We start from the raw sequence: 13,957 nt of genomic DNA, 5'->3' as shown, positions 1-13,957 counted from the left end.
ATTCTGGTTTTCGGATTTAAAACTTCAACATTCAATATCAATTTTTTAATCTGTACTCTGGAACCTGTTTTTTAAATGCTAAATGTAGTTCCTTCTTTTCCATCTTTCAATTGAATACCTAAAGCAATCAATTGGTCCCGAATCTGGTCAGATAAAGCGAAATTTTTATTGTCTCTGGCTTGTTTTCGCATTTCAATCAACATATTTACCGTGCCTTCTAATTTATCATTATTACTATCAGAAATTTTCTCATCCTCTAATCCTAGAACATCAAATACAAAACCATTAATAGCAGCTGTGAATGTTTTTAAGTCTTCGGTAGTTAGAGTTTCTTTTCCTTCTTTTAATAAATTGATAAAACGAACGCCTTCAAATAATTGTGCAATTAGAATAGGGGTGTTAAAATCATCATTCATAGCATCATAACAGGACTGTTTCCAAGCAGCAATGTCGATTGTAGAGTTTGGACTGGCGTTTAAATCTTTTGAAGCATCTATCGCCTCCATTAGTCTCTTGTATCCTTTTTCAGCTGCAACAATAGCATCATCTGAGAAATCAAGAATACTTCTATAATGGGCTTGAAGCATAAAGAAACGCGCTACTGATGCCGAAAAAGCTTTACTTAAAATAGTATTTTCTCCGGTCAATATTTCTCTTGGTAAAATATTATTCCCGGTAGATTTAGCCATTTTTTTGCCGTTTAGCGTCAGCATATTGGCATGCATCCAATAATTTACAGGAGTTTGCCCGGTACAAGCTTCATTTTGAGCAATTTCACATTCATGATGTGGGAATTTTAAGTCCATTCCACCTCCGTGAATATCAAAATGATTGCCTAAGTATTTAGTGCTCATAGCGGTACATTCAAGGTGCCATCCTGGGAAACCATCGCTCCAAGGCGAAGGCCAACGCATAATATGTTGTGGTTCAGCTTTTTTCCAAAGCGCAAAATCTTGCGGATTTCTTTTGTCGCTTTGGCCGTCAAGATCTCTGGTGTTAGCAAGCATGTCTTCAATATTTCGACCACTTAATCTGCCATAATGGTTGGTTTCATTGAATTTTACCACATCAAAATAAACAGATCCATTGGCTTCATAGCCAATTCCTTTGTCAATAATAGTCTTGATAATTTCGATTTGTTCAATGATATGACCTGTTGCCGTTGGTTCAATACTTGGTGGCAAAAAGTTAAAGGCATTCAAAATATCATGGAAATCAACTGTGTAACGCTGTACTACTTCCATCGGTTCCAATTGCTCCAAACGTGCTTTTTTAGCAATTTTATCCTCACCTTCATCTACATCATCCACAATATGACCTACATCAGTAATATTACGAACGTAACGAACTTTATAATCCAAATGCAAAAAATACCTAAATATGACATCAAAAGACATGAATGTTCTCACATTACCCAGATGTACATTGCTGTAAACCGTGGGTCCGCAAACATACATTCCAACATTGCCTTCATGAATAGGTGTAAATGTTTCTTTTTCTCCCGAAAGAGAATTGTATATTTTTAGAGTTTGACTTTTATATAATGGCATTTGTATTTTTTTTGGAGCTTTTTCCCGCTGTTCGCTATATCTTTTTATGGCTAAAAAAGCCATAAAAAGGATGCCGCTTCCATCAGGGCTAGGGCTTTATCGGTTAAATAGAATTATTTGTATTTTAGAACTTTGTCTCTAATTTAATATAATCCAAAAACTCTCTCTTAGTTTGAACATCTTTAAATTTTCCTCCAAATTCTGAGGTTACTGTGCTACTTTCAATATCGCTGATTCCTCTTGAATTCACGCAAAGGTGTTTAGCGTCAATTACACAAGCTACATCTTCAGTACCTAATGCCATTTGTAATTCTTGAACGATTTGCATTGTCAAACGTTCTTGTACCTGCGGTCTTTTGGAATAATATTCTACAATTCTATTCATTTTAGAAAGCCCAATAACTCTTCCATTAGAAATATAAGCCACATGAGCTCTTCCTATAATGGGTAATAAATGATGTTCACAAGTAGAGTAAAGAGTAATGTTTTTTTCGACTAACATTTCACCGTATTTGTAATTGTTGTCAAAAGTAGATGCTTTTGGCTTTTTAGTAGGATTCAATCCTCCAAAGATTTCTTTTACAAACATTTTAGCAACACGATTTGGAGTCCCTTTCATGCTGTCATCCGTCAAATCCATTCCAAGGGTAATCAGAATATTTTCAACGTCTTTTTTAATTTTTTCTATTTTTTCTTCATCTGAAATAGCAAATGCATCTTCTCTTAATGGATTTTTTGCACTGGTACTAATGTGATTGTTTCCTATCTCGTCTTGAAATTCTTCGTTATTTATCATCAAAAAGGTACTATTATATTGGGTATGTAAATTTAAGCGGTAAAGATAATTAATAAAAACTAAAGAATTTCTATCGTTTATACTATTTAATGATGACTTTATAGCCATAATCGACAAAGTAGGATTTTCTAATTGCTTCAAAAAAACAAAGGCAATAACTTTTTGGTTACTGCCTTTTGTAAAGTATTTGAAATCTTTTGGTTATCAATACGATAACAAAGATGTTTTTTTGATTTGTAATTATTCTACTTCAATTAATTTTTTCAATCGAGTTGAATTATAAACTGGAATTGCTTCTTTTAGAATGCGAACGGCGCTAATTAAATCTTCTTTTTTAAGAACATAAGCAATACGCACTTGGTTTAATCCCATTCCTGGAGTCGAATAAAAACCGGCAGCAGGAGCAACCATAACAGTTTCACCATTCAAATCATAGCTTTCTAAAAGCCATTGTGCAAAATCATCTGTATTGTCAACAGGAAGTTGTGCAATACAATAAAAAGCAGCTTTAGGTTTGGTAACGATTACACCTTCGATTTTATTTAATTCGGAAATTAAGGTATCTCTACGTTCTTTATATTCTGTAATTACTTCATCAAAATAACTTTGAGGAGTATCGATGGCTGCTTCGCAAGCTATCTGTTCAATTGTTGGAGGGCACAGACGTGCTTGTGCAAATTTCATCGCTGCTGAAATTACCTCTTTATTTTTTGTAACCATACATCCAATTCGAGCTCCACACATGCTGTAGCGTTTAGATACAGAATCGATCATGATGACATTTTGTTCCAGTCCTTCAAGATTCATTACAGAATAATGAATGTCTTCATCATATATAAATTCTCGGTATACTTCATCAGCAATCAAGAACAAATCGTATTGTTTAGCTAGTTTACCCAATTGCAAAATTTCTGATTCGGAATACAAATAACCGGTAGGGTTGCTTGGATTGCAAATTAAAATTGCTTTGGTCTTTGGAGTAATTAGTTTTTCAAATTCTTCAATTGGAGGCAATGTAAAACCACTTTCAAAAACAGAATTTACTGGAACTACTGTAGCGCCGGATTCTGCCGAAAAAGCACTGTAATTAGCATAAAATGGTTCTGGAATAATGATTTCATCTCCCTGATCCATAATACTTCCTAAAGCAAATAAAAGTGCCTCAGACCCACCAGTAGTTATCATGATGTCTTCAAAAGAAACTTTTACATCCTGATTGGTATAAAATTGTGCTAATTTTTTTCTATAACTTTCATAACCAGCAGAAGGACCGTATTCAATAATACTTAAATCAATATTTTTAATTGCTTTAATGGCGACTTCTGGACTTTTTATATCGGGTTGACCTATATTCAAATGGTATACTTTATGACCCTTTTTTTTAGCCATTTCAGCAAAAGGAGCCAATTTTCGTATTGGTGATTCGGGCATTTGTTTGCCTCTGTTAGATATATTTGGCATGTTTAAAATTATTGAAATGCAAATTTGCAATTTTTTTTTCAAACTTACTGTAATTAATAAGTCTATTTGGTATCAAAAACGCACTATTATGTTGTATTTTTAGTAACTTTATACAAACAATTCTTAATGAAAAAGGTAATTATTTTATTTTTTCTCCTTTTCAGTACCTTGACTATTTTAGCACAAGATGGTTTTCAGTTTAGTAAAAAGGTCGATAAAGTGACTATTCCTTTCAAATTTATTAATAATTTAATTTTCATTCCTATTAAGGTCAACGGTGTAGAGCTAAATTTTTTATTGGATTCTGGTGTTGAAGAAACCATTTTGTTTAGTTTGGAAGATAAAAAAGAAATCGAATTTTCTAATGTCGAAAAAATAACTTTGCGCGGTCTAGGAAGCGAAGATGCCATCGAAGGGTTAAAATCGACTAATAATGTCTTAGAGGCAGGGGGATTGAAATCGAGTAATCATTTGTTATACATTGTTTTGGATCAGGAATTTAATTTGTCTTCTCATGTGGGAATTCCAGTAAACGGAATTATTGGATATCAGTTTTTTAGAAACAATTTGGTAGAAATTGATTATGAAAAAAGAAGAATAATTGTTCATAGTGACATTGAAAAAAACAGAAAGAAAATAGAGAGAAAATTTGAGAAAGTTGCTATTACAATTGAAAAACTAAAACCATACATCATAAATACTATAAGTATTGATTCTGTTGCGTTTCCTGCTAAATTATTAATAGATATTGGCAATAGTGATGCACTTTGGCTCTTTGAAAGTCGCTCTAAATTGATAAAAGTTCCTGTTAAAAATTTTGAAGATTATTTGGGCAAAGGATTTAGCGGCGATGTAGAAGGGAGAAGAGCAAAAATTTCAAAATTTACAATGTCGAAATTTGAATTTAATAATCCTATTGTTGCTTTCCCAGATTCCAGTTCAGTGCGAAATGTTAAAATGGTTCCTGGTAGAGTTGGCTCTGTGGGAGGTGAAATTTTAAGAAGATTCGCAGTTGTTTTTGACTATACTAATGGATTTTTGTATTTAAAGAAAAATAAAGAATATTACTCTCCTTTTAATTATAACAAAAGTGGTGTTGAGATTCAGCATCATGGTTTGCAATGGGTGCAGGAAACGGTAGCCCTCCAGACGGTTCCTACAGTAGTTTTGGATGATCCTTTTACATCAAAAACAGATAAGAAAACCAGCGATTTTAAATATAAATTCAATTTAAAACCAGTTTATGAAATTGCTAATGTTAGAAAAAATTCACCTGCAGAAAATAGTGGTTTACAAAAAGGAGACGTAATTGTTTCAATAAATAAAAATTTTGGATACAAATATTCTTTACAGGAAATTAATTCTCTTTTTAAATCTGAAGAAGAAAAATGGATTGTATTAGAAATTGAGCGAAATGGCAAAATTCTTAAATTTAGGTTTCAGCTTCAAAATATTTTATAAAAAAAAACGCTTCTTGAAATTGAGTATCAAAAAGCGCTTTGAGTTTATCTAAAAATACCTTAATTAGGTATTACTTCTCCTTTAATTTTTAAAGCAACCCTTCCTTCTTCGTAATTCACTGCGTTAGATTCTACAGTAATTGTTTTGCGGATAGGACCTGGAGCCATATTGTATTTTACTTCAATTTTTCCTGTTTTTCCGGGCTGTATAGCTGTTTTTGGTTGCGATAAAATGGTACTGCTTGCAGTCGACTGTACCGAAGTGATCACTAATGGAGCATTTCCGGTATTAGTAAATTCAAAAGCTCTTATGCCATTATCGCTTGATTTGGAAATTCTACCATAATCAATAGTATTATCTTTAGCTGCAAATTCAATTTTAGCACCAGATTGGGCAAAACCTACACTGCTTGCAAATACAATTGCTATTAAAGTTATTATTTTTTTCATTTTAATTTTTTTTGATTCGGTTAAGTAAATGTACTTTCTTTTAATTAATGCACAAATATTTATTTCTCTTTTTATAGTGTACTTAATTATTTACTTTTGTCCCAATTAGAATTACAAATATCAGACCAAATTTTAAAAGGTTATTTGTTGATTTGGTTATTTGTTTAACTGAACAAACAAACAATCGAATTTAACGATTAAACGAATCCACAATAAAATGACAATTCCTGCACAATTCGACGCCAAAACTATTGAGAATAAGTGGTATGACTACTGGATGAAGAATAATTATTTTCACTCGGAGCCAGACCATAGAACGCCATATACTATAGTAATTCCACCGCCTAATGTTACCGGGGTTTTGCATATGGGACATATGCTGAATAATACCATTCAAGATGTATTAATTAGGAGAGCGCGTCTTAAAGGTTTCAACGCTTGTTGGGTTCCGGGAACGGATCATGCTTCCATTGCTACCGAAGCTAAAGTTGTTGCAAAATTAAAAGCAGAAGGAATCAATAAAAACGATTTGACACGCGAAGAATTTTTGGCGCATGCTTGGGAATGGACTGACAAATATGGCGGTGTAATTCTGGACCAATTGAAAAAATTAGGTGCTTCTTGTGATTGGGAACGCACTAAGTTTACTATGGATCCTGATATGTCAGCATCTGTAATTCGTTCTTTTGTAGATTTATACAACAAAGGTTTGATTTATAGAGGATACCGAATGGTAAACTGGGATCCTGAAGCTAAAACTACTTTGTCTGACGAGGAAGTAATTTATGAAGAACAACAAGGGAAATTATATTTCCTAAAATATAAAATCGAAGGAAGTGAAGACTTTCTGACGATAGCTACAACACGTCCGGAAACTATTTTTGGAGATACTGCAATTTGTATTAATCCAAATGACGAACGTTTTACTCATTTGAAAGGCAAAAAAGCAATTGTGCCTATTTGCGGAAGAGTGATTCCTATTATAGAAGATGAATATGTTGATATCGAATTTGGAACAGGTTGTTTGAAAGTAACTCCTGCCCACGATATGAATGACAAAGCATTAGGGGAGAAGCATAATTTGGAAATTATTGATATTTTCAATGAAGACGCTACTTTGAATAGTTTTGGATTGCAGTATCAAGGAAAAGACCGTTTTGTGGTTCGTGAGGCAATTGCCAAAGAATTAGAAACGATTGGTGCTTTAGCAAAAACAGAAATTCATTTGAATAAAGTAGGGACTTCTGAAAGAACCAAAGCAGTAATTGAGCCTCGTTTATCAGATCAATGGTTCTTGAAAATGGAGGATTTGGTTAAACCGGCAATCAAATCTGTTTTGGTTGATGGTGAAATTAAATTGCATCCAGCACGTTTTAATAATACATACGCTCATTGGTTAAATAATATCCGTGATTGGAATATTTCCCGTCAATTGTGGTGGGGACAACAAATTCCGGCTTATTTCTATGGCGATGGAAAAGAGGATTTTGTAGTTGCTGAATCTATCGAAGAAGCTTTAGTTTTGGCTAAAGAAAGAACCAACAACTTACAACTTACAACTTCAGACTTAACCCAGGATGTTGATGCTCTTGATACTTGGTTTTCTTCTTGGCTATGGCCAATGTCCGTTTTTGGAGGAATTATGGATCCGGAAAGTGAAGATTTTAAATATTATTATCCAACGAATGATTTAGTAACGGGTCCGGATATTTTGTTTTTCTGGGTAGCGAGAATGATTATTGCAGGTTATGAATATACTGGAAAAAAACCATTTACTAATGTGTATTTGACTGGTTTGGTTCGTGACAAACAAAGACGCAAAATGTCTAAATCATTAGGTAATTCTCCTGATCCTTTGGATTTAATCGAAAAATTTGGTGCTGATGGGGTTCGTGTAGGGTTGCTTTTGAGCGCTTCTGCAGGAAACGATATTATGTTTGATGAAGAATTGTGTAATCAAGGAAAAGCATTTACCAATAAAATTTGGAATGCGTTCAAACTAATAAAAGGCTGGGAAGTTTCGGATGCAATACCGCAACCGGAATCTTCAAAAGTAGCGATTGAATGGTATGAAGCCAAATTACAACAAACGCTTTTAGAAATTGAAGATAATTTTGAAAAATACAGGATTTCCGATGCTTTGATGGGAATTTATAAATTGGTTTGGGATGATTTCTGTTCTTGGTTTCTGGAAATGATAAAACCATCATACCAACAGCCAATTGATAGCGTGACTTTTGCGAAAGCGATAGAAATGCTAGAAAATAACTTGAAATTATTGCATCCGTTTATGCCGTTCTTGACAGAGGAGATTTGGCAAATTCTTGCGGAGAGAACTACTGAGGAAGCGTTGATTGTTTCGACTTGGCCAGAAATGAAGTCTTTTAATGCCCGTTTAATTGCTGATTTCGAAAATACAATTGAAGTGATTTCTGGAATTAGAACGATTCGTAAAGACAAGAATATTCCGTTCAAAGATACTATTGAATTGAAAGTGGTGAATAATGACAAAGTTTCAACTTATTTTGATTCGGTAGTCACTAAATTAGGGAACATCACTTCGTTAGAATATGTTTCTGATAAAGTGGATGGCGCTTTGTCTTTCCGTGTAAAATCGAATGAATATTTCATTCCAATTACAGGAAATATAAATGTAGAAGAAGAAATTGCAAAACTAAATGCGGAGTTAGTATATACACAAGGTTTCTTGAAATCAGTTCAAAACAAGCTGGCGAACGAGAAATTTGTTGCTGGTGCGCCCGAGAAAGTTTTGGCAAATGAAAGACAAAAAGAAGCAGATGCTTTATCTAAAATTGAAACTATCGAACATAGTTTAGCTGGATTGAAATAAGGATTAATTAGTCAATTTATAAAATCAAAAGTCCCAATTCTGAAATTTCAGGATTGGGATTTTTTTTTGAAAAATTAAATATTTTGTTTTTTGTCACGACAAGACGCCCGAGAAAGTCAATAATTAGGTGGTAGTTACACGATAATATTTTATCGACGAACGTCATCGCAAATGTGATTTAAAGGGTATTTTTTCCTTTAAACGATTTTTGCGTATTTACTGATAAATTGTTAATATGTTTGGGACGGAATTCTCAATTACTACATTAATAAGAAAATGAAGAAAATATTTAGTCCTGCTTATAGACAAGAATATCTTAAAGGATATTCAGTTGGTTTGAATCCATTTCAGCAATTCAACAGCGTAAAAAACAATGAAGCTTTTGTTACTGGATTTACTTCCGGAAGATCAGATTATGAGCGAATGAACGGATATATTAGTAATGGAATTCCCCAACGTATTGTTACTGATAAAGTTTTGGAAGATTTTCTTGTTACAGGTTTACTTGGCTTACCTTTTGAAGCGGATGGGTATACTCCACATCAAATTAATATGATAGAAAAATGGTATCAAAGTGGTATTGAGAAATACGACCCAAATCTAAGTATTAGCCTTTTTGAAATACTTGAAGAAAATGGAATTCTAATCAATTAATATATTCTACAGTTTTACTGTTGTTTTTTTTAATAAATAGATCTTTGGTATAAATAAAAAATCCGTGGCAACACGGATTTTTTATAGCAAGTTGTTGCTGTTTAACGAAACAGAATCAAATTTTTTTTTCCGCTTTAAAAAAATGAAAGAGACAGAAAATTTTTTAGAAAAATGAAACTAAAATTTTTAAACTATAACTTGTATTTTAAGCTTACCATTACTTGACGCGGTGCAATTGGGTTCACACTGTAATTTTCGTGAACGGTATAGTTCAATTCATCAGTAATGTTAGATACTTTGCACAAAATCGATACTTTTTCCCAATCGTAACCTACAGAAGCATCAACGGTGGTGTAACCTTGTAGTGGAATATCTCGGTCTTCAATAGTAACAGTATATGTTTTTGGAGTAGTTACTGGTTTGTTTTCTGTCCATACATAACGGTCGTTCCAACCTCCTGTACGGTCGCCAATATAACTTCCGATAGCTCCAAAAGTCAGTCCTTTCAATGCGCCGCTTGGTAATTTGTAGAAAAAACTTAAATTGGCTGTATGCTTTGGAGTTCTAGCTAAAAGATCTCCTACTACAAGGCTTCCGCTTGTTCCTGAAGATTTTGAAATTTTGGTTTCATTAAAGCTATATCCAGCATTGATGTTCAAACCTAAAACTGGTCTAGCAGTAATATCTACTTCAATTCCTTTTCCTTTTGTTCCTCCAACCAATTCTTTTAAATTGGTGTTTACGTTTGGCGAAATGCCATCTGCTCCAAACTGAACTGTTTGAGCAAAATTGCTGTTTTGGATTTGATATACCGTTACATTGGTGCTCAATATTCCTTTCCAGAAATCTTTTTTTATACCAGCCTCATATTGGTCTATGATAGAAGGGTCTAATGGTTTTAAATCTACTGTTGTTCCTGTATTAGGAGTAAACGAGTTCGAGTAACTAGCAAACAAAGACAAATCTTTATTAGGTTGAATTATCAATCCTGCTTTTGGAGAGTAGGCTCTGTTTAAAGTTTTGACTCCTGTTGTAGGAGTTGCATTTTCAAGAGTAGTTGTGATAGTGTCAACTCCATTAATTTTTCCTATTACTTCTTTGGAGGTTGTAACATCACTTTCTTGCCATGACCAACGCAGTCCTGCAAGAACTTTGATGTAATTGTTAACCGAAATTAAATCTTGCGCATATACACCAAAACGTTCTGTATCTGTGGTAGCTAGTTGCGTTGCTCTAGTAGGGTATGGCACATTCAGACTTTGTGTGCTATAATCGTAATTAAAAAGATTTATAGCAGTATTTTCGGTAGTGATAGCAGTTGTACCTGTTGGGGTAGCATAAAAGCCATAAGTATAACTTGGTGCGGAAGAATTTTCATAATCAACTCCTGTGAATATTTGGTGCTTGATACTTCCTGTCTTGAAAGTTCCTTGCAAACTCAATTGATCTGCAAATATTTTTTCGGCAGCATCAGATTGTGTTAAACCACGTTTCCAATTTCCATTAACATCAATCGTGTTTAACTGTGCAGTAGATTTTTGAGTTCTCTGGTACGATTGAAAAGAAGAATTGAAACCTAATTTCCAGTTACTGTTAAAATCGTGATTGAATAGTACCGATGCACTAGATGATTTAGTGTTTCCTGTTGACCAAAGTGCACCAAAATATTTATTGCTTGGAATATCTAAAATGGTTTTTCCAAAGATTCCTGTACCAAAATCAGGAGTCCAATCAGCACTTAAATAATCTCCTTGTGCTGTAATTTGTGTCTTGTCTGAAATTTTAAACAAAACCGAAGGATTAATGTAAATACGCTCATTTTTTACAAAATCTCTAAAACTTTCTGAATTTTCGTAGGAAGCATTAAACCTATAGGCTATAGATTTGTTTATTGGTCCATAAAAATCAATCGCAGGTTTGTAAAAAGCATAGCTTCCCATTTGCATGGATAATTGACCCCCTTGGGTAAATTGTGGGGTTTTAGTAACCAAATTCAAGATTCCTCCAGGAGTTACGTTTCCAAATAATAATGCTGAACCTCCTTTTAGAAACTCTACTCTTTCTAAAGAAGATACTTCTGGGATAGAACCTGCATTAAAACGAAACCCATTTTTGAACATATTGTTGGCTGACATGTCATATCCCCTTGACCACAATGACTCTTGAGCTCCACCACGTGCAGAACCTACATAAACACCATTAGCATTTTTTATCACATCACTTAAACGAATAGCTTGTTGTTGCTCAATAATTTCAGAACCAATAACCTGTACACTTTGTGGTACATCCATTGGTTTTAAACCTGATCTTAATACAGATACAGGTTTTTTCTCTTTATTAACTGTAACAACAACTTCTTTAAGTACTCCTCCTTTTTTGTTTTTTATAGTGTCTGAAATGGTATCAAATGTTTCTGTTGTATTTGTGTTTTCCGCTGTGCTAGCTATATCTTGCGCAAAGCTATTCAAGCTAAATAATAAGGTTAATGTAGGAAGTAAAATATATTTCATGATTGTTTATTTGGAATAATTAAAAATAACAATGCAAATATATAACCCGCTTTTGATTTATCAAAACTTATTTAGACTAAATATTGATAAAAAATAAAGATGATTTTAAACTATTGATAACTAGTTTTTTATGAGTAATTAAAAATCAAAAAATAATTTAGATATTAATCCAAACTATTTTGATTTAATCTTTCAGGGTATATTTTTTATCAAAAAAAAACACATCTCCAAATGAAATGTGTTTAATGAAAAGTTGCGATTTGATAATTTTATTATACGATTATTCGTTACGAATACTAAAAAAAATAGCTGTAAATTTGTCACGAATTTTTATCTTTAAAAAAGAAAAAATAAATATTATTTATTCAAATTTAGCTGTAAAACCTAAATAAAAACTTCTTCCTACCGCAGGGATTATCCCTGGCCCAGGATATTCATCTGTTCTACGGGTAAAGTATGATTTATCAGTTAAATTATTGGCACCTAACTTAATTGCGAAATTTTTCAATTTGTAGGAAGCACTCCAGTCTAAAACAGTGTAAGCTGGAATATAACCTGCAACCGGATCTTCGCTGCTCGTTGCATTTGAAGCGTCTCCATAAGCATCTCCAACAGAATTAACCTGTAAAGTAGTCGATAATTTATTAGTGCTAAAAATTAAACCCACACGATTTATGGTTTTAGCGGCGGCTTCGACTCTTTTCCCTTTAAATTCTCCTGTGGTATATTTTGCATCTACATAGGCAAAGGAATTAAAAATACTTAAACCAAAATTAGATTGTGAATTGAAGTATTTTAGAATATTAAACTCGATATAACTTTCGATACCTTGGTGTACACTGTTGGCAATATTTTTTCTAACAGAATAATAATCCCCAGTGATAGGGTCCGTCGCTAAAGTCACGCCAATACGTTTGTTATATGCCATATAAAATCCCCCAATGTCAAAATTCAGGTAGTTTCTAATGGTACCTCTGTAGCCTAAATCACTGTTAAATCCTTTTGAATCTTTTAGGTTGGGGTCAATTTTAGAGCTAATTCCAAAAGGTTCTAATTGGCTGTAATCTATAGGGCGATAAGCTTGACTAATATTGGCATAGATACTGGTGTTTTTTCCAGGTTTTAACTCCAATCCAAGTCCTGCTAATGCAAAAGTTCTATTTCTAACTTCATCTGTAAGTTGAATGTCGCCTTCTACTTCTTTATGTCCTTTGGCTGTACTTCTTAAATATTCAAATCGAAAGCCAGGGGTAACAGTAAAGTTTTTGGAGAGTTTAAAAATGTTTTCTACAAACGGAGCTAGATTTGTGGTGCCAAAATCCAAATCATATCCCCAATCTCCTGAAATTGACAAATCAAAATCGCTATTTGTCGTTCCTTCTCCACCACCTTGACGCTTAAACCAAGCATAACTCTGGCGAACACCGCCTGCAAAAGTTGATTTTTGATTTCCTAAAGAATAATTTTGTGAAAAACGTATTTCGGTGGTACTGTTATTCATTTTTTCGATTCCCACTTCTCTGGGAACAAAAGTATTTGTAGTAAGATCAATGTCGTCAGTAGCTGCTGCACCACCGTCTTCATTTCTCCAAACTAAAGAACGGCTACTAAACAAAAAAGTCGACTTAACGCTCAAAGTGCTGTTTTCCGAAGGCGTATAATTGACGTAAGCCGTTATGATATTCCATGGACTTTTTAGCCAGTTTCTTGCTCGTGTTGATGTTTTTGGGTTTGCATTGAATAAACTATCGGTTAATCCTCCCGGCATTTTTATTTTATTTCGAAGTAAAGAATATTCAACTCCAAAATTTAATTTGTCGGAATGATTGTATTGTATTTTTCCAAATCCAGAAATTTGTGATTGCTGGCTGTTGGGTCTGTATCCTTCCATATTACGGTATTGTAAAAAGCCATAGTAGCTTATTTTTTTATAATTCCCGCCAACAGAATTGAAGGAATTATATAAGCCATAACTTCCTATGGTTTGTGAAGTAGTGAATTCAAAAGGTTTATTTTTTGGAACATCTTTAGTAACATAATTGACTAAACCACCAAACTGTGATCCAAATTGCAACGATGCTGCACCTCTAACCATTTCGATACGACTGACGGCTTCCATTGGTGGAATATAATAGGATTCATTATAACCATAAATATCAGCACTGATGTTGTAGCCGTTTTGTCTTGTGTTCATTTCGATACTTTGGGATGGATTGAGCCCACGT

At 33.5% G+C, this 13,957-nt stretch carries 9 protein-coding genes; 3 read left to right on the top strand and 6 right to left on the bottom strand.

The window, feature by feature from the left end:
* Positions 1 to 71 precede the first annotated feature (71 nt).
* The 3 genes from cysS to ACM55H_RS13340 form a co-directional block, all read right to left on the bottom strand.
* Positions 72 to 1,550, bottom strand: coding sequence for a cysteine--tRNA ligase (gene cysS / locus ACM55H_RS13350; RefSeq protein WP_416836956.1), 1,479 nt, complete (start codon positions 1,548 to 1,550; stop codon positions 72 to 74).
* A gap of 124 nt (positions 1,551 to 1,674) precedes the next feature.
* The gene (gene folE, locus ACM55H_RS13345; RefSeq protein WP_416836955.1) at positions 1,675 to 2,346 is read right to left on the bottom strand and encodes a GTP cyclohydrolase I FolE; all 672 of its coding nucleotides are present in this window, start codon (positions 2,344 to 2,346) and stop codon (positions 1,675 to 1,677) included.
* Positions 2,347 to 2,586: 240 nt separating this feature from the next.
* Positions 2,587 to 3,807, bottom strand: coding sequence for a pyridoxal phosphate-dependent aminotransferase (locus ACM55H_RS13340; RefSeq protein WP_416836954.1), 1,221 nt, complete (start codon positions 3,805 to 3,807; stop codon positions 2,587 to 2,589).
* Between the two features lie 126 nt (positions 3,808 to 3,933).
* Here ACM55H_RS13340 and ACM55H_RS13335 point away from each other — a divergent pair, with 126 nt between their 5' ends.
* Positions 3,934 to 5,268, top strand: coding sequence for a retropepsin-like aspartic protease (locus ACM55H_RS13335; RefSeq protein WP_416836953.1), 1,335 nt, complete (start codon positions 3,934 to 3,936; stop codon positions 5,266 to 5,268).
* A 59-nt stretch (positions 5,269 to 5,327) separates the two neighbouring features.
* On the opposite strand, the gene ACM55H_RS13330 is transcribed toward ACM55H_RS13335, so the two are convergent.
* Positions 5,328 to 5,717, bottom strand: a complete 390-nt coding sequence (locus ACM55H_RS13330) for a DUF1573 domain-containing protein (protein ID WP_416836952.1) — start codon at positions 5,715 to 5,717, stop codon at positions 5,328 to 5,330.
* 217 nt (positions 5,718 to 5,934) lie between these two features.
* Between ACM55H_RS13330 and ACM55H_RS13325 the strand changes: the two genes are divergently transcribed.
* Positions 5,935 to 8,568, top strand: coding sequence for a valine--tRNA ligase (locus tag ACM55H_RS13325; protein WP_416836951.1), 2,634 nt, complete (start codon positions 5,935 to 5,937; stop codon positions 8,566 to 8,568).
* Positions 8,569 to 8,844: 276 nt separating this feature from the next.
* A complete protein-coding gene (locus ACM55H_RS13320) occupies positions 8,845 to 9,222 on the top strand; it encodes a hypothetical protein (RefSeq protein WP_416836950.1) in 378 nt (125 codons plus the stop codon).
* A gap of 191 nt (positions 9,223 to 9,413) precedes the next feature.
* On the opposite strand, the gene ACM55H_RS13315 is transcribed toward ACM55H_RS13320, so the two are convergent.
* Both ACM55H_RS13315 and ACM55H_RS13310 read right to left on the bottom strand, forming a co-directional pair.
* Entirely contained in the window at positions 9,414 to 11,732 is a 2,319-nt protein-coding gene (locus ACM55H_RS13315) for a TonB-dependent siderophore receptor (RefSeq protein ID WP_416836949.1), read from the bottom strand.
* Positions 11,733 to 12,093: 361 nt separating this feature from the next.
* The coding region (locus tag ACM55H_RS13310) for a TonB-dependent receptor family protein (RefSeq protein WP_416836948.1) at positions 12,094 to 13,957 on the bottom strand (1,864 nt) is incomplete at its 5' end.

This window comes from Flavobacterium cryoconiti, from assembly GCF_048158645.1.
Lineage (GTDB): Bacteria > Bacteroidota > Bacteroidia > Flavobacteriales > Flavobacteriaceae > Flavobacterium > Flavobacterium cryoconiti.
This window is presented reverse-complemented; position numbering and strand designations above follow the sequence as displayed.